This is a genomic window from Methylocella sp. (assembly GCF_044226135.1).
GTDB lineage: Bacteria > Pseudomonadota > Alphaproteobacteria > Rhizobiales > Beijerinckiaceae > Methylocapsa.
Genome location: NZ_JBGAHM010000026.1, coordinates 30,716 through 49,434, shown reverse-complemented (window position 1 = coordinate 49,434; position 18,719 = coordinate 30,716). Strand labels below are relative to the sequence as shown.

The 18,719-nt window shown below is 67.9% G+C and carries 17 protein-coding genes; 5 read left to right on the top strand and 12 right to left on the bottom strand.

Features of this window, described 5'->3' with window-relative positions:
* The 8 genes from tuf to ACILRB_RS11585 all read right to left on the bottom strand — a co-directional run.
* On the bottom strand, positions 1–857 hold an 857-nt coding region (tuf, locus tag ACILRB_RS11620), incomplete at its 3' end, for an elongation factor Tu (protein WP_395666451.1).
* A 77-nt stretch (positions 858–934) separates the two neighbouring features.
* Positions 935–3,010 (bottom strand): elongation factor G, encoded by a 2,076-nt coding sequence (gene fusA / locus ACILRB_RS11615; protein ID WP_395666450.1) that lies wholly within the window; start codon positions 3,008–3,010, stop codon positions 935–937.
* A gap of 40 nt (positions 3,011–3,050) precedes the next feature.
* Positions 3,051–3,521: a 30S ribosomal protein S7 gene (gene rpsG, locus ACILRB_RS11610; protein ID WP_395666449.1), complete on the bottom strand. Its 471-nt coding sequence runs from the start codon at positions 3,519–3,521 to the stop codon at positions 3,051–3,053.
* A 71-nt stretch (positions 3,522–3,592) separates the two neighbouring features.
* Entirely contained in the window at positions 3,593–3,964 is a 372-nt protein-coding gene (gene rpsL, locus ACILRB_RS11605; protein WP_012589627.1) for a 30S ribosomal protein S12, read from the bottom strand.
* A 355-nt stretch (positions 3,965–4,319) separates the two neighbouring features.
* Complete coding sequence (gene serS / locus ACILRB_RS11600; protein ID WP_395666448.1) at positions 4,320–5,657, bottom strand: serine--tRNA ligase; 1,338 nt, start codon at positions 5,655–5,657, stop codon at positions 4,320–4,322.
* Between the two features lie 41 nt (positions 5,658–5,698).
* Complete coding sequence (gene tatC / locus ACILRB_RS11595; RefSeq protein ID WP_395666447.1) at positions 5,699–6,484, bottom strand: twin-arginine translocase subunit TatC; 786 nt, start codon at positions 6,482–6,484, stop codon at positions 5,699–5,701.
* 18 nt (positions 6,485–6,502) lie between these two features.
* A complete protein-coding gene (gene tatB / locus ACILRB_RS11590) occupies positions 6,503–7,051 on the bottom strand; it encodes a Sec-independent protein translocase protein TatB (protein WP_395666446.1) in 549 nt (182 codons plus the stop codon).
* Between the two features lie 114 nt (positions 7,052–7,165).
* Positions 7,166–7,411: a twin-arginine translocase TatA/TatE family subunit gene (locus ACILRB_RS11585; RefSeq protein WP_395666445.1), complete on the bottom strand. Its 246-nt coding sequence runs from the start codon at positions 7,409–7,411 to the stop codon at positions 7,166–7,168.
* Positions 7,412–7,579: 168 nt separating this feature from the next.
* Here ACILRB_RS11585 and ACILRB_RS11580 point away from each other — a divergent pair, with 168 nt between their 5' ends.
* Positions 7,580–8,365: a TIGR01458 family HAD-type hydrolase gene (locus ACILRB_RS11580; RefSeq protein WP_395666444.1), complete on the top strand. Its 786-nt coding sequence runs from the start codon at positions 7,580–7,582 to the stop codon at positions 8,363–8,365.
* A 31-nt stretch (positions 8,366–8,396) separates the two neighbouring features.
* On the opposite strand, the gene ACILRB_RS11575 is transcribed toward ACILRB_RS11580, so the two are convergent.
* Both ACILRB_RS11575 and ACILRB_RS11570 read right to left on the bottom strand, forming a co-directional pair.
* Positions 8,397–10,439, bottom strand: a complete 2,043-nt coding sequence (locus ACILRB_RS11575; protein WP_395666443.1) for an NAD(+) synthase — start codon at positions 10,437–10,439, stop codon at positions 8,397–8,399.
* 49 nt (positions 10,440–10,488) lie between these two features.
* The gene (locus ACILRB_RS11570; RefSeq protein ID WP_395666442.1) at positions 10,489–11,757 is read right to left on the bottom strand and encodes an NAD(P)/FAD-dependent oxidoreductase; all 1,269 of its coding nucleotides are present in this window, start codon (positions 11,755–11,757) and stop codon (positions 10,489–10,491) included.
* A 441-nt stretch (positions 11,758–12,198) separates the two neighbouring features.
* Here ACILRB_RS11570 and ACILRB_RS11565 point away from each other — a divergent pair, with 441 nt between their 5' ends.
* Positions 12,199–12,417 (top strand): hypothetical protein, encoded by a 219-nt coding sequence (locus tag ACILRB_RS11565; protein ID WP_395666441.1) that lies wholly within the window; start codon positions 12,199–12,201, stop codon positions 12,415–12,417.
* Positions 12,418–12,558: 141 nt separating this feature from the next.
* Here the strand turns inward: ACILRB_RS11565 and efp are convergent, their stop codons facing one another.
* Entirely contained in the window at positions 12,559–13,128 is a 570-nt protein-coding gene (efp, locus tag ACILRB_RS11560; protein ID WP_395666440.1) for an elongation factor P, read from the bottom strand.
* Positions 13,129–13,339: 211 nt separating this feature from the next.
* Between efp and epmA the strand changes: the two genes are divergently transcribed.
* The 3 genes from epmA (at position 13,340) to ACILRB_RS11545 (ending at position 18,028) form a co-directional block, all read left to right on the top strand.
* Positions 13,340–14,398, top strand: a complete 1,059-nt coding sequence (gene epmA / locus ACILRB_RS11555) for an EF-P lysine aminoacylase EpmA (RefSeq protein ID WP_395666439.1) — start codon at positions 13,340–13,342, stop codon at positions 14,396–14,398.
* Positions 14,395–15,459, top strand: coding sequence for a lysine-2,3-aminomutase-like protein (locus ACILRB_RS11550; RefSeq protein ID WP_395666438.1), 1,065 nt, complete (start codon positions 14,395–14,397; stop codon positions 15,457–15,459). The genes epmA and ACILRB_RS11550 overlap by 4 nt, the downstream gene beginning before the upstream one ends.
* A gap of 100 nt (positions 15,460–15,559) precedes the next feature.
* Entirely contained in the window at positions 15,560–18,028 is a 2,469-nt protein-coding gene (locus ACILRB_RS11545; RefSeq protein WP_395666437.1) for a DUF3772 domain-containing protein, read from the top strand.
* Here ACILRB_RS11545 and ACILRB_RS11540 read toward each other — a convergent pair whose 3' ends face one another.
* A complete protein-coding gene (locus tag ACILRB_RS11540) occupies positions 18,029–18,712 on the bottom strand; it encodes a cupin domain-containing protein (RefSeq protein ID WP_395666436.1) in 684 nt (227 codons plus the stop codon). It lies immediately after the preceding gene.
* Positions 18,713–18,719: the final 7 nt, after the last annotated feature.

The window sequence follows — 18,719 nt, the reverse complement described above, 5'->3', positions numbered from 1 at the left end:
CGCTTGGTGCCGCGCAGCAGCGCGCCGATGTTGTCGCCGGCCTGGCCCTGGTCGAGCAGCTTGCGGAACATCTCGACGCCGGTGACGGTGGTCTTGACAGTCGGGCGGATGCCGACGATCTCGATTTCCTCGCCGACCTTGATGATGCCGCGCTCGACGCGGCCGGTCACGACCGTGCCGCGGCCGGAGATCGAGAACACGTCCTCAACCGGCATCAGGAAGGGCAGATCGACCGGGCGCTCGGGCTGCGGGATGTATTCGTCGACGGTCTGCATCAGCTTCAGGATGGCGTCATGGCCGATCTCGGGCTGCTTGCCCTCGAGCGCGCACAGCGCCGAACCCTTGGTGATCGGAATGTCGTCGCCGGGGAACTCGTACTTCGAGAGCAGCTCGCGCACTTCGAGCTCGACGAGTTCGAGCAGCTCCGGGTCGTCGACCATGTCGACCTTGTTCATGAACACGACCAGCGCCGGCACGCCGACCTGGCGGGCGAGCAGGATGTGCTCGCGCGTCTGCGGCATCGGTCCGTCGGCGGCCGAGACGACGAGGATCGCGCCGTCCATCTGGGCCGCGCCGGTGATCATGTTCTTCACATAGTCGGCGTGGCCGGGGCAGTCGACGTGAGCGTAGTGACGGTTCTTCGTCTCGTACTCGACGTGGGCGGTCGAGATCGTGATGCCGCGGGCCTTCTCTTCCGGCGCCTTGTCGATCTGGTCATAGGCGGTGAAGGTGGCGCCGCCGGTCTCAGCGAGAACCTTGGTGATCGCAGCCGTCAGCGAGGTCTTGCCGTGATCGACGTGACCGATCGTGCCGATGTTGCAATGCGGCTTGTTCCGCTGAAATTTTTCCTTGCCCATGGTGTGGCTCCTCTAGAACGCTTCGCCCATGCCGCTGCGCAAAGCGCAGTCCGTCCGCTAGGCGTATGTGGCTTCGCTTAGGCGTATTTGGCTTGGACCTTCGCGGCTTCGCCCGCGGGGACCTGTTCGTAGTGATCGAACTGCATGGTGTAGTTCGCGCGGCCCTGGCTGAAAGACCGCAGCTGGTTGACGTAGCCGAACATGTTGGCGAGCGGAACCATCGCGTTGATGACGACGGCGTTGCCGCGCATGTCCTGGCCCTGGACCTGACCGCGTCGGCCGAGCAGATCGCCCATGACCGATCCCGTGTAGTCCTCGGGCGTCGTGACCTCGACCTTCATGATCGGCTCGAGCAGGACCGAGCCGCCCTTCTGCAGCGCCTCGCGGAACGCCGCGCGCGAGGCGATCTCGAAGGCCAGCACTGACGAGTCGACGTCGTGGAAGCCGCCGTCGATCAGCGTCGCCTTGACGTCGACCACCGGGAAGCCGGCGAGCACGCCCGCGCCCATCACGCTGTTGATGCCCTTTTCGACGCCGGGGATGAACTCCTTCGGCACCGCGCCGCCGACGATCTTCGACTCGAAGACGTTGCCGGCGCCGGCCTCATTCGGCTCGAAGTCGATGATGACGCGGGCGAACTGGCCCGTGCCGCCGGTCTGCTTCTTGTGCGTATAGTCGATCTGGACCTTCTTGGTCAGACGCTCGCGATAGGCGACCTGCGGCGCTCCGATGTTGGCGTCGACCTTGTAGGTGCGCTTCAGGATGTCGACCTTGATGTCGAGATGCAGCTCGCCCATGCCCTTGAGGATGGTCTGGCCGGATTCCTGGTCGGTCGACACGCGGAAGGACGGATCCTCGGCCGCGAGCTTCGCCAGGGCGAGGCCGAGCTTCTCCTGGTCGGCTTTCGACTTCGGCTCGATGGCGATCTCGATGACCGGCTCGGGGAACTCCATCCGCTCAAGAATGACCGGCTTGTTGATGTCGCACAGCGTGTCGCCGGTTCGCGTGTCCTTGAGGCCGGCGAGCGCGACGATGTCGCCCGCATAGGCTTCCTTGACGTCCTCGCGGTTGTTGGCGTGCATCAGCAGCATGCGGCCGACGCGCTCGCGCTTGTCCTTCGTCGAATTGAGCACCGACGTGCCCGATTCAACCGAGCCGGAATAGACGCGCGCGAAGGTCAGCGAGCCGACGAAAGGATCGTCCATGATCTTGAAGGCGAGCATGGAGAAGGGGTCGGCGTCGGTCGGGTTGCGCACCGTCTCCTCGCCCGTCGCGACGTCGACGCCCTTGATCGCGCCGCGATCCACCGGCGACGGCAGATAGTCGACGACAGCGTCGAGCAGCGGCTGCACGCCCTTGTTCTTGAACGCGGAGCCGCACAGCACCGGCACGAAGACGATGCCGCGGACGGCCTTGCGCAGCAGGCCGCGAAGGGTCTCCTCGTCGGGCTCCTGCCCGTCGAGATAGGCCGCCATGACGTCGTCGTCGAGCTCGACGGCGGCCTCGATCATGATGTTGCGGTACTCTTCGGCGCGATCCCTGAGGTCGGCCGGAATCTCCGCGTCGTGGAATTTCGCGCCGAGGCCTTCGTCCTCCCACACCACCGCCTTCATGCGGACGAGGTCGATCACGCCCTTGAAGTCGGATTCCGCGCCGATCGGCAGCTGGATGCAGACCGGGCGGCCGGCGACCTTGGTCTTGATGTCGTCAACGCAGCGGTAGAAGTCGGCGCCGATCTTGTCCATCTTGTTGACGAACACGATGCGCGGGACGGAATATTTGTCGGCCTGGCGCCACACGGTTTCGGTCTGGGGCTCGACGCCCTGGTTGCCGTCAAGCACGCAGACCGCGCCGTCGAGCACACGCAGCGAACGCTCGACCTCGATGGTGAAGTCGACGTGGCCGGGCGTGTCGATGATGTTGAGGCGCTTGCCGTTCCAGAAGGTCGTCGTCGCGGCCGACGTGATCGTGATGCCGCGCTCCTGCTCCTGCTCCATCCAGTCCATCGTCGCGGCGCCCTCGTGCACCTCGCCGATCTTATGCGACTTGCCGGAATAATAGAGGATGCGCTCCGTCGTCGTCGTCTTGCCCGCGTCGATGTGGGCCATGATGCCGAAGTTGCGGTAGTCCTCGATTTTATGGCTGCGCGGCATAGTCAATTCCCTTCAGGCGCGGAGCGCCTATCGAACGTCGTCACCAGCGGTAGTGCGAGAAGGCGCGGTTGGCTTCCGCCATGCGGTGCGTGTCTTCGCGCTTCTTGACGGCCGAGCCGCGGTTGTTGGCGGCATCCATCAGTTCGGACGACAGGCGGTCGACCATGGTCTTGTCGTTGCGGGCGCGGGCGGCGGTGATGATCCAGCGGATGGCCAGCGCCTGACGGCGCTCCATGCGGACCTCGACCGGGACCTGATAGGTCGCGCCGCCGACGCGGCGGGAGCGGACCTCGATCGCCGGAGCGACGTTCTCCAGCGCCTGCTTGAAGACGCCGAGCGGCTCCGCGCGGGTCTTCTGCTCGATGATGTCGAAGGCGTCGTAGACGATCGCCTCGGCGACGGACTTCTTGCCGTCATACATGATCGAGTTCATGAATTTGGCGAGGACCGTGTCCCCGAACTTGGCGTCGGGGATGACTTCCCGCTTTTCGGCGCTGTGGCGGCGAGACATGCGTTACGCTCCGTAACTAACTCTTAAGAAACGGCGGCTCCGGCCGCCGGCCCTCGCGGGCGCTGACCCGCTTACTTCGGGCGCTTCGCGCCATATTTCGAGCGGCGCTGCTTGCGGTTCTTGACGCCCTGGGTGTCGAGCACGCCACGCAGGATGTGGTAGCGCACGCCGGGCAGATCCTTGACGCGGCCGCCGCGGATCATGACCACCGAGTGCTCCTGCAGATTGTGGCCCTCGCCCGGGATGTAGCCGATGACCTCGAAGCCGTTGGTCAGGCGCACCTTGGCGACCTTGCGGAGCGCCGAGTTCGGCTTCTTCGGGGTCGTGGTGTAGACGCGCGTGCAGACGCCGCGCTTCTGCGGCGAAGCGCCGAGGTGGCGGGCCTTCTCACGGTAGGTCTTTTCCTGCCGCGGCTTACGGATCAACTGGCTGATCGTCGGCATGCTTCAACTGTTCCCAAACGGCTTGTCGGCCCGCCGCGCCGCCCGAAGGCCACGCCGCGCGCCAGGTTTCGCCCCGCTCGCCTCACGGCGCGCAAAAACGCGAAAAAATCAGCGCCAACAGCCCATTCAAGGCTCTCAGCGCTGGGTTTACGCAGAGGACCGCGGTTGCCCGCGCTCATGCATCTGGCGACCCGGCACGCAGCCCGGATCGTTTTGACGTTTCAGTCTCGAAATCCGGCAGCGTTTAGGCTCCGAAAGGTCCAGAACGAGTCGTTCCGGACACAAAAGCCTACTGCCTGCCTGAGGTGCGCGGACATTAGTGGCCTCGCCCCTGGTCGTCAACCCCGATTTTAACCTAGAACAAAACGGCTTTCTCGATTTTTCCGAGCCCGCCCATATAGGGCCGCAAGACCTCCGGCACGCGGATCGAGCCGTCCTGCTCCTGATAGTTTTCGAGCACCGCGACCAGCGCCCGGCCGACCGCCACGCCCGAGCCGTTCAGCGTATGCGCGAATCGCGTCGCCTTCTGGCCTTCAGGACGATAGCGCGCGTTCATGCGCCGCGCCTGAAAATCGCCGCAGACCGAGACGGAGGAAATTTCGCGATACCGGTCCTGCCCCGGCAGCCAGACCTCGATGTCATAAGTCTTCTGCGAGGCGAACCCCATGTCGCCGGTGCACAGCGTGACGACGCGATAGGGCAGCTCCAGCCGCTTCAGAACTTCTTCGGCGCAGGCGAGCATGCGTTCATGCTCCTCGAGCGAGCGTTCCGGCGTGGTGATCGACACAAGCTCGACCTTGGCGAACTGGTGCTGGCGAATCATGCCGCGCGTGTCACGCCCGGCCGAGCCCGCCTCGGCGCGAAAGCAGGGCGTCGCCGCGGTGACGCGAATCGGCAGCTGCTTCTCGTCGAGAATTTTTTCGCGCACGAGGTTGGTGAGCGGAACCTCGGCGGTGGGGATGAGGCCGAGCCGGTTCTTGCGCGCCTCGGCCGCGAGCGCCTCGGAGACGAACGCCTCGCCGGAGAGAGCCCAGAACTGGTCGTCCTCGAACTTCGGCAATTGCGCCGTGCCGAACATGGCCTCGTCGCGCACCAGAATCGGCGGATTGACCTCGGTATAGCCATGCTCGCCCGTGTGCAGGTCAAGCATGAAGGCCGCGAGGGCGCGCTCGAGCCGCGCCAGCGCGCCCTTGAGAATCACGAATCGCGCGCCCGAGAGCTTCGTCGCCGTCTCGAAGTCCATCAGGCCGAGCGCTTCGCCAAGCTCATAATGTTCGAGCGGATCGAAATCGAAGCGCGGCTTCTCGCCGACGGCGCGCAGTTCGCGATTGTCGTTCTCGTCCCGGCCGAAGGGAACCTCGTCGAGCGGCTGGTTGGGGATTTCGGACAGCGCGGCGCTCAACGCCGCCTCGGCCTCGCGTTCGGCGGCCTCGAGCTCGGGCAGTTCGCGCTTCAGCGCCGCCACTTCGGCGATCAGCGCCTCGGCCTTGTCCTTCTGCTGGGCGGCGAGCGCCTGGCCGATTTCCTTTGAGGCGGCGTTGCGGCGCTCCTGCGACACCTGAAGCTTCGCGATGGCCGCGCGCCGCGCGTCGTCAAGCTCGAGCAGCCGCGCCGACAGCGGCTCAAGGCCGCGGGAACGGCGGCCCCTGTCGAAAAGCTCGGGATTCTCCCTGATCCATTTGACGTCGTACATCGATCCGCTTCGCTCCGGCAGGCGGCGGGCGCCGCGCCGTCTCAGGCGGCCGGCGTCTCGCTCGCGCCCTCGGCGGTCTCTTTTTTGTCGAAGAAGCCCACCGCGAGAATGGAAAGCTCGTAGAGAAGCAGCGCGGGCGCGGCAAGCGCCAGCATCGAAAAAATGTCCGGCGGCGTCAGCACCGCCGAAACGACGAAGACCAGCACGATGGCGTAACGTCTTTTGTCGCGCAGAAACGCCTGGTCGATGATCCCGACCTGCCCGAGCAGCGTGAGCACGACCGGAAGCTGGAACGTGATCCCGAAGGCGAAGATCAGCGTCATGATCAGCGACAGATATTCGGAGACGCGCGGCAGCAGCTCGATCTGCGCCCTGCCCGGCTCCTTGGCCTGCTGCATGCTGATGAAGAAATGCAGCAGGTTGGGCATCACAAGAAAATAGACGAGCAGCGCCCCGAGCGCGAAGAACAGGGGCGTCGCGAAGAGATAGGGCGCGAAGGCGCGCCGCTCGTGACGGTAGAGGCCGGGCGCCACGAAAGCGTAGATCTGGGCGAAGACGATGGGGCACGACAGAAAGGCGGCGGCGAAGACCGCGACGCGGATCTGCGTGAAGAAATATTCCTGCGGCGCGGTGTAGATCAGGACCGCGTCGGGCCCCGCGACATGCTGATAGGGCGCGACGAGAATGTTATAGATGTCCTTCGCGAAGAAGAAGCACACGAAGAACATCACGAGGAACGCGGCCAGCGCCTTGATCAGGCGCGAGCGCAGTTCGATCAGATGATCGATCAGCGGCGCCTTGGTCGAGTCGATGTCGGCCTGGGTCATGAGCGTCGGCTTCCGGCCTCAGGCCCCGCCCGCGCCGGCGCGGGGCGCGTCCGCCGGCTCGGGCTCCGGCGTGTCGATCTCCTGCTTCAGGGCGACGGCGAGCGCCGCCATCTCGGCCTTGACGTCGCCCCCGGCCCTGACCTCGCCTTCGGGCGCGGACTCACAAGAGGCCGCCGGAGGCTCCGCGCCTTCGGGCGCGGCGGGAGGCGCTTCGCCAAGCACGCCGAGCGACGCTTCGGCGACCTCCCGAGCCGGCGGCGGGGCGAGGGCCGGCTCGTCCGCCTTCTCGATCGTCGACCTGAGCTCGTTGCGGATGTCGGCGAGCGGATCGAAAGGCGCGTCGATTTTCGCCTTCGCGGCGAGCTTCTCGACCTCGGCCCTGGCGTCCGCGAGCTCGGCCTCTTTCATCGCCTCCATGAATTGCCCCTGGAACTCGGCCGCCATGCGGCGCATCTTGCCGACCGCCTGCCCGACCTGCCGCAGCACGCGCGGCAGGTCCTTGGGGCCGATCACGACCAGCGCCACGATCGCGATGATGAGAAGCTTGCTGGCGTCGAATTCAAACATGCTGGCGCCTGATCCAAGATGCCGGGCATGTTCGCGTCGGCCGGATTGTCCCAATCCGGCCGGAACATGCTTCAGGCGAAGCGCGCCGCGTCAAACCTGCGCGGCCCGGCCCGCTCATCCGATCTTGCGCGGCTCGGACGCCTTCAGCGGCTCGGCCGGCTGATGGTCGATGGTGCGCAGCGGCTCGGGCGCGACGGGCTTGGCCTCGACTTTCTCGTCGTCGTCGCTCATGCCTTTCTTGAAGGCTTTGACGCCCTTGGCGACGTCTCCCATGATGTCGGAGATCTTGCCCTTGCCGCCGAACACGATCAAAACCACCGCGCCGACGATGAGCCAGTGCCAGATCGAAAAGCTTCCCACGGCGAACCTCGACAATGAGCCTGACGGCATGACTCTCAAGCGCGGAACTTATGCCCGCAGCCCTGTGAAAACAAGCAAAGCCGCGGTAAATTACGCGTCTGGCCAGGCTGACGCCAAAGCGGCTCGCGCCGCGCCCCCGATCGCCGCGCCGGCGAAAGAGGTTTGTTCATGGCGCAAAAGCCCAGCGCCGACGTTCCCGTGCGCGGCGCGCTCCTCGACATCGACGGCGTGATCGCGACGCGCGGGATCGCCCTGCCCGGCTCGGTCGACGCGGTTCGCGGCCTTGCGGCGCGCGGCGTCCCGGTTCGCTTCGTGACCAACACCACGCGTCGGCCGCGCCGGCGCATCCTCGAAGACCTGCGCAGGCTCGGCGTCGACGCGGGCGACGGCGACGTCTTCACGCCCGCCGCGGTGGCCGCCGCGCTGATCGCCGGGCGCGGGCTGAAGCCGCTCCTTGTCATTCATCCTGACCTCGAAGAGGATTTCCGGGATCTCGCCTGCGGCGACGCCCCGGCCGTCGTGATCGGCGACGCCGGGGCGCATTTCACCTATGAGCGGCTCAACCGCGCCTATCGCGCGCTCGTTCATGGCGCGGAATTTTACGCGCTGGCGAAAAACCGCAACTTTCAGGACGCCGACGGCGAACTCAGCCTCGACGCGGGGCCTTTCGTGGTCGCGCTCGAACACGCCGCCCGGCGCGAGGCGATCCCCCTCGGCAAGCCCTCGCCGGCGATCTTCCACGCCGCCGCGCGCAGCATGGGTCTTGAGCCCGGGGACGTCGTGATGATCGGCGACGACGCCGAATCCGACGTCGCCGGGGCCATGGCCGCCGGGCTCAGGGGCGTGCTCGTTCGCACCGGCAAATATCGCCCGGGCGAAGAAACGAGACTTTCTGCCGCGCCCGACGCGGTCGAGGACGACCTCCCGGCCGCCCTCAGGCGCTTCTTCCCCTGACGGCGCGGCCGGCCTTGGCATGGCGCGCCACTCACGCGGGCGGCACGTTCCGGTCGAGCTCCTCGATCCAGACGTCGGGCGCGCCGTCGGACGGCGCGCGCCAGTCGCCGCGCGGAGACAGGGAGCCTCCGGCCGACACCTTGGGCCCGTTCGGCAGGGCCGAGCGCTTGAACTGCGCGAAGCCGAAGAAGCGCCGCAGGAACGCCTCCAGCCAGCGCCGGACGGTCGCAAGGTCGTAGGCCCTTCGCCGGTCCGCCGGAAATCCCGGCGGCCACGCCCCGCTCGCGGGATCGCTCCATGCGCGCCACGAGAGAAAGGCAATCTTCGAGGGCCGAAATCCGTAGCGCAGCGTGTAGAAAAGATTGAAGTCCTGAAGTTCATAAGGCCCGACGCGGGCCTCCGTGCTTTGCGGCGTCTCGCCGGCCTCCACCGGGACGAGTTCGGGCGAGATCTCTGTCTCCAGAATGGCGGCGAGCGTCTTTCCGACGCTCGCGTCGAACTGGCCTGAGCTGACGACCCAGCGGATCAGGTGCTGGATCAGCGTCTTCGGCACGCCGGCGTTGACGTTGTAATGCGACATCTGATCGCCGACGCCATAGGTGCACCAGCCGAGCGCCAGCTCGGACAGATCGCCGGTGCCGAGCACGATGGCCCCGTTCTGATTGGCGAGGCGGAACAGATAATCCGTGCGCAGCCCCGCCTGCACGTTCTCGAAGGTCACGTCATAGACGGGCGCCCCGTGCGCGAACGGGTGGCCGAGGTCGGCGAGCATCTGGCGCGCCGCCGGGCGGATGTCGAGCTCGCTCCACGAGACTTCGAGCGAGCGCATCAGGGCGATCGCGTTGGCCTTGGTTTCGTCGGAGGTGGCGAAGCCCGGCATGGTGTAGGCGAGGATGTTCGTCCGCGGCAGGCCGATGAGGTCGAACGCTTTCGCCGCGACGATCAGCGCATGGGTCGAATCGAGTCCGCCCGAAACGCCGATGACGATTTTGTCGGCATGGATCGCCTTCAGCCGCTGCGCGAGGCCCGCCACCTGGATGTTGTAGCCCTCGAAACAGTCGAGCGCGAGACGGGCGGGGTCGGCCGGCACGAAGGGAAACCGCTCGACGACGCGCATGAACCCGACGTCGCCCCCGGGCGGGCCGAGCCGGAACGCAATCCGGCGAAACCTGTTCGCGTCGGGCGCGGCCCTGCGGTTGTCGTCGAAGCTGCCGGCGCCGGCGCGCTCCTTGCGCAGGAGGTCGAGGTCGACGTCCGCGAAAGTGATCTCCGCCCGCCGGCTGAAGCGCGGCCCCTCCGCCAGAAGGACGCCGTTCTCATGGATCGAGGTCTGTCCGTCCCAGGCGAGGTCGGTCGTCGATTCGCCGGCTCCTGCGGCCGCGAAGACATAGGCGCAAAGGCAGCGCGCCGAGGTCGAGCGGCACAAAAGCCCGCGGGTCGCCGCGCGCCCGATGGTGATCGGGCTGCCCGACAGATTGGCGATCACGCTCGCGCCGGCGAGCGCCGCCGTGGCGGCGGGCGTGACCGGAACCCACATGTCCTCGCAGATTTCGACCCCGAGGACGAAGCCCTCGACGTCTTCGGCCGGAAACAGCAGGTCGACCCCGAACGGCGCTTCGAGCCGGCCGACGCGGATCGTTTCTCCCCTGACGCCTTCGCCCGAGGCGAAATGGCGCTTTTCGTAAAACTCCCGATAGTTCGGCAGGAAGGATTTCGGCACGGCGCCGAGCAGGCGGCCGCGATGAATGACGAGCGCGCAATTATAGACGCGCGCGCCATGCCGCAGCGGCGCGCCGACGACGAGGACGGGCATGAGATCGGCCGAAGCCGCGACGAGGCTTTCGGCCGCGCTCGCCACGGCGTCGAGCAGCGTGTCCTGCAAAAGCAGGTCTTCGATGGCGTAGGCCGAAAGCGCGAGCTCGGGGAAGACCGCGAGGGCCGCCGCCTGCTCGTGGCACGCCTGCGCCAGCTCGAGAATCGCCGCGGCGTTGCGCGGCGGATCGGCGATCGCGGCGACGGGAACGCAGGCCGCGGCGCGCATGAAGCCATGCGCATAGATCGAATGAAAATCCATCGACGTCTCCATTGGCCGGCCGCGCGGCGCGCGCATGCAGGCCGGGACTTCAGCCGCCCGAAGCCGCCAGCAGGCTCTTGAGGGAAACCGCTTCGTCGGCGAGATCGGCCGCCTTCGCCCTGACGCGCTCGGCGATCAGGCGCTTCGCCGCCATGAAGTCGCCCGGCCGGTTGACGGCGTCGGCGGCGATGACCCGCCCGTCCTTGAGATAGAAGGCGGTGAAGGACGCGTCCTCCATCGAGCCGCGCACGACAAGCTCGTCATAGCCTTCCGACAGGCCGGCCATCTGAAGCTTCAGGTCGTACTGGTCGGACCAGAACCAGGGCGCGGTCGCCGCCGGCGCGGGCCGCCCGGCGATGACGCTCGCCGCGATTCGCGCCGTTTCGAGCGCGTTCGGCACGGATTCGAGCCTCACGGCGCGCTCGAGGAAGCCATGGCGGCGATGGACCGCGCAATCGCCTATGGCGAAAATGTCCGGGTCGGAGGTGCGGCACGACCCGTCGACGAGAACGCCGCGGTCGACCTCAAGGCCCGCCGCCGCGGCGAGCTCGTCATTGGGGACGAGGCCGACGCCGACGAGGACGACGTCGGCCTCGACCCTGCCGCCGTCTCCGGTCAGGACGAAGCCGACACGGCCCGGCGTCGCGCCCTCGGCGAAGCCGCTCACGCCGACCCCGGTCCTGATCTCGACCCCGGCCTTGCGATGAAACGCCTCGTAGAAGCGCGAGACCTCGGGCGCCGTGACCCGCGCAAGCGCACGCGGCGCGGCTTCGAGCACCAGGGTCCTCAAGCCCTTCTTCACGGCGACGGCCGCGATTTCAAGGCCGACATAGCCGCCGCCGACGATGACGAGCCTGCGGCCCGCCGCAAGCTCCGGCTTCAGCCGTTCGACGTCCGCGATGGCGCGCAGAGAGAACACGCCGTCGAGCCCGGCGCCGGGAGCGGCGAGCCGGCGCGCCCGTCCGCCCGTCGCCAGAATGAGCGTGTCATAGGCGAGCGTCTCGCCCGACTGGAGAACGACCCGCTTCGCCGGCCGGTCGATGCGGTCGACGCGGGTCGAAAGACGCAGCTCGACGTCGGCTTTCTCATAGGCCGTGGAGGCCTTGAAGATCAGGGCTTCAGCGCCGATCTCGCCCGAGAGATAGGCTTTGGAGAGCGGCGGGCGCAGATAGGGCGGCGAGCTTTCCTCGCCGAGGAGGATGATGCGGCCGCCGTATTTCTGCTGGCGCAGCAGGATCGCGGCCTCCGCGCCGGCCTGCCCCGCGCCGACGATGACGCAGCCTCGCCCCGCGGCGTTTTCGCTTTCGTCGACCGCCATGGCTTCTCCTTGGGCGACTCGTAAGGCGCCTCCTGGGGCGCGCCTCTTGGGGCGACGCCGCGAAACGCGCCGCCATGCGGCGCGGCGCCCCGCTTTGGCGGAGAGCTTTATGCAACGCGTTTACGACTTGTAAAGCATGCCGCGGATCATTCGCGGCGCGAGCGGCGCAGCTTAATGCGAAATTAATATTGTGCGATGCAACTAAATCAATTCGCCGACTGTTATGGCTCTGCGCGGCGGCGATCGTCGCCCGGGCGTCGCCCAGCCCGACGCAAGGTCGAAGGGGCACGTTCGGCAAGACAAGGCCGGGAACGATCGCGGGGGAGAATCGTTGTGGCCGCGGAGCGCTTTCGAGCGGATGGCCGCATCTCGCCTGCTTCCGACCGCAGTTTGGTCAAAGTCATGCGTCAAAAGTTAACAAGCAGCAGAGAAGCGCTTGAAATGAATAAGCTTGTCGATCATGGAAGCTTTCTTGGCGCGGGCGTCGAGCGCTTTTCGGGCAGCTTTGAAAGGCCGGTCGCTCCGCGCGCGTCCGGCGGGCATCTCGCGGCCCAGTTCGGCGGCCGGTTGCGGCGCGTTTTCGACCTTCCGGCCGGCGACGACGTCACGCAGGACCGGTTCGACGCGCTGCTGCGCCAGATCGGAGAGAAGCTCGGCTGAGGCGCCGCGTCGCGCAAAGCGGCGACGCCCCAGAGCGCGCGGCCGCGTCCGATCCGCCACATGTGCGAAATGAAAGATAAAGAGGCCGCCTCAGGGGCGGCCTTCCTGTTTTCCGACCCGCCCGCCGGAACGGGCGAGGGCTCAGTCCTTCGCCCGCTCGACGTAGGACCCGTCCTCGGTCTGGACGACGATGCGCGTGCCGGCCGAGATATGCGGCGGCACCATGGCCCGCGCGCCGTTCGAGAGCTTCGCCGGCTTGTAGGACGAGGACGCCGTCTGGCCCTTCATCGCCGGTTCGGTCTCGACGACCTCGAGCGTCACCCGCGCCGGAAGCTGGATTCCGACGGCGACGCCGTTGAAGATCGACAGCACGCAGGTCATGCCTTCCTGCAGATAGATCGACTGGTCGCCGATCACGTCGGCCGGCACGACGACCTGGTCGTAGGTTTCGGCGTTCATGAAGGTGTGGCCGTCGGAGTCCTGGTAGAGGAAGCTGAAGTTCTGGTCCTCGACATAGGCGCGCTCGACCTGCTCCGTCGTCTTGTAACGGTCGGTCGTCTTGACGCCGTCGGACAGGCGGCGCATGTCGATCTGCGTCGTCGGCGTGCCTTTGCCGGGGTGGAAGCTTTCGGCGGTCAGCACGACGTAAAGCTGGCCGTCCTCCTTCTCGATGATGTTGCCCTTGCGGATGGAGCTGGCGATGACTTTCACGAGGTTTCCTTTAATAAGACGCGACGGAGCGCCGAAATCCGGCGCGCCGCGTGGCGGCGCCCGGATGTTCGGCGGCTTTCGAAGCCGGTCAGATTTTCGTCGGAGCGCCCATCCCGGCGCGCGGGCAGGCGAACTGAAGAAAAGCCGGCCGGCCTTCCTGCTTGCGGAGTATCGCTAGCCATGTTCCCGGACTCTTTTCAAGCGAAATAGCATGAGCGAGGCTCCCCCGCGCTGGTGGCGGCCCGACGTCCACGCCGACCGGCGCCCGTTTCTGAAGGCGCGATCGCGCATGGCCGCGGCGGCGCGCGCCTTCTTCGGCGCCCAGCGCTTTGTCGAAGTCGACGCCGCGGCGTTGCAGGTTTCGCCGGGCAATGAGGCGCATATCGCGGCCTTCGCCACCGCCTTCGAGCCGCTCGCGGGCCCGCGCGCGCCGCTTTATCTTCATTCCTCGCCCGAATTCGCGATGAAGAAGCTGCTCGCCGCCGGCGAGGAGCGGATCTTCTATTTCGGCCACGTGTTCCGCAACGCCGAGCGGGGACGGCTGCACCATCCCGAATTCTCGCTCATCGAATGGTATCGCGCGCATGAGCCCTACCAGCGCCTCATCGAGGATTGCGCGGGGCTCGTCGGCGATCTGGCGCGGGCGGCGGGGACCGATCTTTTCGTCCATGGCGCGGCGAGCGCCGACCCCTTCGCGGATTTCGAGCTTCTCGGCGTCGCCGAGGCGTTCGAGCGACATGCGGGCGTCGATGTTCTCGCCACGTTCGAGGGCCTGCGGCCCGACCGCGACGCGCTCGCGGCGCAGGCCGCAAGGACCGGCGTTCGGGTCGCCGAAGACGACAGCTGGTCGGACCTCTTCAGCAAGATCCTGTCGGCGCGCGTCGAGCCGCATCTCGGACATGGCCGGCTGACGGTGCTGATGGATTATCCCGCCTGCGAGGCCGCCCTCGCCCGACTTCAGGACGCCGACGCGCGGCTCGCCGAGCGCTTCGAGCTCTACGCCTGCGGCGTCGAGCTCGCCAACGGCTTCGGCGAACTGACCGATCCCGTCGAGCAGCGCCGCCGCTTCGCGCAGGAAATGGAGGAACGCGCCCGCGTGTACGGCGACGCCTATCCGGTCGACGAAGACTTTCTCGACGCCCTCGCCCTCATGCCGCCTTCGAGCGGAATCGCGCTCGGCTTCGACCGGCTCGCGATGCTCGCGACCGGCGCGGAGCGCATCGAACAGGTGATCTGGACGCCGCTCGACCCGAAGGCCGGCGGCGCATGAGCGGACCGGCGATCATGCTGCGCGCCGAGGACATCGCCGCGGCGGGCCTCGCGCCGCCCGAAAAACGCGACGACCTCGCCCGCGTCGCGCAGCGCTACGCCGTGGGCCTGACCCCGGCGCTCGCGCGTCTGATCGACCCGCAGGATCCGGCCGACCCCATCGCGCGGCAGTTCGTCCCCGACGTCGCCGAGCTCGACCGCCGCGCCGAAGACCTCGACGATCCGATCGGCGACGACGCCTTCAGCCCGGTCGAAGGCGTGGTGCGCCGCTACCCCGACCGCGCGCTGCTCAAGCTGGCGTCGGTGTGCAAGGTCTATTGCCGCTTCTGCTTCCGGCGCGAGAGCGTCGGGGTCGGCGAGGCGGCGCTGCTCGGGCCCGCGGCGCTCGACGCCGCCTTCGCCTATCTCGCCTCCGAGCCCGCAATCTGGGAGGTGATCCTGACCGGAGGCGACCCGCTGGCGCTTTCGCCACGACGCCTGCGCGCCGTGATGGAGCGCCTCGGCCGGATCGAGCATGTCAAAATCGTCCGGCTGCACACGCGCGTCCCCTGCGCCGACCCGGCCGCGATCGACGCGGAGATGGTCGCCGCGCTGCAAGGCTCGGGCAAGACGGTCTACCTGGCGCTGCACGCCAACCACCCGCGGGAACTGACGCCGCCGGCGCGCGCCGCCTGCGCCAGGCTGGCGCGCGCCGGCGTGACGCTCGTGAGCCAGAGCGTGCTGCTCGCCGGGGTCAACGACGACGCCGAGACGCTCGCCGCGCTGATGCGCGGCTTCGTGGAAACCGGGGTGAAGCCTTATTATCTGCACCACCTCGACCTTGCGCCGGGCGTGTCGCATTTCCGGGTCGAAATAGAACGCGGCCAGGCGCTCATGCGCGACTTGCGCGGCAGGCTTTCCGGCCTGTGCCAGCCGACCTACATGCTCGACATCCCGGGAGGAGCCGGCAAGGCCCCGATCGGACCGGGCTTCATTGAAAAGCGGGAGGCGCCGGGCGCCTATCTGGTCACGGATTTCCGCGGCGGCGCGCACCTTTATCCCCCGCCCATAAAAACAAAGTGAGCCTTCGCGCGCTGCGCCGGAGGTCAAAAGGCCGCCTCGATGCGGTATCAGCCGTCCTTCGTCGCGACGACGCGCCCACCAGACGCCGAAAGGACCGGACTTGGCGAAATCCTTCCTCCGTCTCGCCGCCCTGATCTGTCTGTCCCTCACAGGCCCGATCGCCGCCGGCCCGGCGCGCGCCCAGCAGGCGCCGGCCGCGCCCGCAGCGCCAGCCCCCGCAGCGCCGGCCAAGCCCGTCGTCGCGCCGCCCGAATTCGTCCAGTCGGGCGCAGCCCTCGACAAGGCGAACGACACGCTCACCGAGATCGAAAAGGGGCTGGAGCGTCCGCACCTCAGCGACGTGAGCCTTGTGGGGCTGCGCGACGCCGCCACGCCCGTCGCCGCCGAACTCACGACGATCACGGAAAAGATCACGCCGAGGCTCGCCGAATTGAAGGCCCGGCTCGACCAGCTCGGCCCCGCGCCCGACGCCAAGGCGCCGCCCGAAAGCCAGGCGGTCGCGGACGAGCGCGCCAACCTGCAGCAGAGCTTCGCGAACGCCGACGAGATCGTCAAGCGCGCCAAGCTGCTCGCCGTGCGCGTCGACCAGATCAAGACCAGCGTCGCCGCCAAACGGCGCGCGCTGTTCGCGCGCTCGCTGTTCCAGCGCTCGGCGAGCATCGTCGACCCCACGCTGTGGCGCGACACGCCGTCCGAAAGCCTCGACAATCTGCGCGCGACGGGCGCCCTGTTCGCGGACTGGATCGCGCGGATCAACGCCCGCTTCGACGGCTGGCGGCGCGCGGCCTTCTGGCTGTGCATCCCGGCCGTGTTCCTCGCCTATGTCCCGCTCGTGCATTATGCGCGGCGCGTCCTCGCGCGCAGGACCGAGGAGAAGCCGACGCGCCTGCGCAAGGCGTTCGGCGCCTGGTGGATCGCGCTGCTCATCGCCGTCCCGCCGACCGCCCTCACCTATCTGATCGTGTTCGCGCTCGACGCCGCCAATCTGACGAGCTACCGCGTCCATATCGTGTTCGCGGCGCTTGTCGCCGGCGTCGCGCGCGTGGCGGCGGCGGCGGGCCTTTCACGCGGCCTGTTCGCGCCCTCGCGCCCCGGCTGGCGCCTGTCGCGCGTCGGCGACGCGGCGGCGGCGCGGCTCGTCAGCGTCACGGTCACGGTCGCGGCGATCATGGCCGCGACGCGCATCCTCGAAGCCCTGAACGACGCCGTCGACGCTTCGCTCGCCTTTTCGGTCGCGACGCGTGGCGTCGGCGCGCTCGTCGGGGCGCTGGCGCTCGGCAGCGGCCTGTGGCGCATCGGCGCCGACTCGGCGGACCGCGCGCCGGGCGCGCGCGGCGTCAACTGGTTCGTGATCCTGCGCGCGGCGGCGCTGTTCGCCTCCTTCGTGATCGTCGTCGCGGTGTTCGTCGGCTATCCGACCTTCGCGAGCTTCTTCCTTGACCAGGTGCTGTGGATCGCAGGCGTGGTCGCGGTCTATGTCCTGTTCAACGCGCTGGTCGAGGAAAGCGCTCTTGCGGGCTTCACGCCGGAAGCGCGCGTCGGCGCGTTTCTCGTCACGCGCATCGGCCTGCGCCGCGATTCGCTCGAGCTTCTTGGAGTCATCCTGTCCGGCGTGTTGCGGGTCATCCTGCTCATCGTCGCGGTCGTGGCCATTCTCGCGCCCTGGGGCCTGCAGTCGGCCGACGTGCCGCTCGACCTGCGCAACGCCTTCTTCGGCTTCACCATCGCCGACGTCACCATCTCGCCGGCCTCGATCTGCGGCGCGCTCGGCGTGCTGGCGCTCGTCTATTCGATCGTCCACGCCTTCAGGCGGTGGCTGGAGACGAAGCTCCTGCCGCAGACCAGGCTCGACGCCGGCCTGCGCAACTCCATCGTCACCAGCGTCGGCTATATCGGCTTCCTCCTCGCCATCGGCCTTTCGCTCGGCTATCTCGGGCTCAGCTTCGAGCGCCTCGCCATCGTCGCCGGCGCGCTTTCGGTCGGCATCGGCTTCGGCCTGCAGTCGATCGTCAACAATTTCGTCTCGGGGCTGATTCTGCTCTGGGAGCGCGCCGTGCGCGTCGGCGACTGGATCGTCGTCGGCGGCGACCAGGGCTTCGTGCGCCGCATCAACGTACGCTCCACCGAGATCGAAACCGTCGACCGGGCGCAGGTCATCATCCCCAATTCGAGCCTGATCTCGGGCGTCGTGAAAAACATGGTGCGCAACGACCGCACCGGCCGCGCGGTGATCGCCGTGGCGGTCAACGGCTCGGCCGACCCCGAGGCGGTGCGCGAGACGCTGTTCTCGATCGCGCGGGACGACGACCGCGTGCTGCGCATCCCCGCGCCGCAGATCTTTTTCACCGGCATGAGCGGCGCGGCGCTCAATTTCGAGCTCGCGGCCTTCGTCGCCGACGTCGAGACGCTCGCCCGCGTGCGGAGCGACCTGCATTTCGCGATCTTCAAGGAGTTCAAGGCGCGCAAGTTCTTTGACGGGCCGGCGGCGGGCCCGCAGCAGATCGAGATCGTCGGCGCGCCGGCCGTCGGCTTCGCGCCGCCGGAGCGGGACAAGGCGGCGGCCGGGTGATCAGCCGGGCAGTCGCGCCGCTTCGGCCTCGGCGCCGGCGACATGGCCGGTCTTGACGAGAAGCTCGCAGCCGGCCTTCGAGGACAGGGCCTGCGCATGGCCGCCGGGGTCGCGGACCCAGCACAGCGCCGGATAATCGTCATGCGCGTCGAAACAGTCGCCCGACAGGACGAGCATCTCCTCGCCCTGCGGATGGATCATGCGCGTCAGCACCGCGCCCGGATTGAGCCTCACCAGAAAGGTCGTCACCCCCGCGAACGCATGGAGCGGCTGGATCGAAAAGCCTTCGGGCGCGCAGCGCCATTCGGCCGAGGCCGTGTCGATCTCGACGCGCGCGGCGTCGTCCGGCGCAAACTGCCAGAGCTTGACGAACAGAAGGCAGCCTTCCTCGCTGCGCGGCTGATGCGCCGAGCCGCGCGGGTCGCGCAGATAGGCGCCGCGCCGATGCAGGCCCGCCGAATCCTCGAAACTCCCCTCGACGACGAAAATCTCCTCGCCCCCGCCGTGGACATGATGCGGAAACGTCGCGCCGGGGTCGAAGCGCACGAGGCTCGTCGCGCGCGCGACTTCGGCGCCGACGCGGTCGAGCTGCAGCCGCGCGACGCCGGGCTGGGGCGAAGCGGTCCAGTCGGCGTCGCCCGGACGGACCACGACGCGTTGAGAGAAATCGGCGTTGATCCGCATGATGGGC

What these genes read in the sequence shown, in the direction of transcription:
- fusA (WP_395666450.1), bottom strand. Translation starts at nt 3,010, where the DNA reads ATGCCGCGCAGCCATAAAATCGAGGACTACCGCAACTTCGGCATCATG.
- tatC (WP_395666447.1), bottom strand. Translation starts at nt 6,484, where the DNA reads ATGACCCAGGCCGACATCGACTCGACCAAGGCGCCGCTGATCGATCAT.
- ACILRB_RS11570 (WP_395666442.1), bottom strand. Translation starts at nt 11,757, where the DNA reads ATGGCGGTCGACGAAAGCGAAAACGCCGCGGGGCGAGGCTGCGTCATC.
- rpsL (WP_012589627.1), bottom strand. Translation starts at nt 3,964, where the DNA reads ATGCCGACGATCAGCCAGTTGATCCGTAAGCCGCGGCAGGAAAAGACC.
- tatB (WP_395666446.1), bottom strand. Translation starts at nt 7,051, where the DNA reads ATGTTTGAATTCGACGCCAGCAAGCTTCTCATCATCGCGATCGTGGCG.
- ACILRB_RS11540 (WP_395666436.1), bottom strand. Translation starts at nt 18,712, where the DNA reads ATGCGGATCAACGCCGATTTCTCTCAACGCGTCGTGGTCCGTCCGGGC.
- ACILRB_RS11580 (WP_395666444.1), top strand. Translation starts at nt 7,580, where the DNA reads ATGGCGCAAAAGCCCAGCGCCGACGTTCCCGTGCGCGGCGCGCTCCTC.
- serS (WP_395666448.1), bottom strand. Translation starts at nt 5,657, where the DNA reads ATGTACGACGTCAAATGGATCAGGGAGAATCCCGAGCTTTTCGACAGG.
- ACILRB_RS11565 (WP_395666441.1), top strand. Translation starts at nt 12,199, where the DNA reads ATGAATAAGCTTGTCGATCATGGAAGCTTTCTTGGCGCGGGCGTCGAG.
- epmA (WP_395666439.1), top strand. Translation starts at nt 13,340, where the DNA reads ATGAGCGAGGCTCCCCCGCGCTGGTGGCGGCCCGACGTCCACGCCGAC.
- rpsG (WP_395666449.1), bottom strand. Translation starts at nt 3,521, where the DNA reads ATGTCTCGCCGCCACAGCGCCGAAAAGCGGGAAGTCATCCCCGACGCC.
- ACILRB_RS11550 (WP_395666438.1), top strand. Translation starts at nt 14,395, where the DNA reads ATGAGCGGACCGGCGATCATGCTGCGCGCCGAGGACATCGCCGCGGCG.
- ACILRB_RS11575 (WP_395666443.1), bottom strand. Translation starts at nt 10,439, where the DNA reads ATGGATTTTCATTCGATCTATGCGCATGGCTTCATGCGCGCCGCGGCC.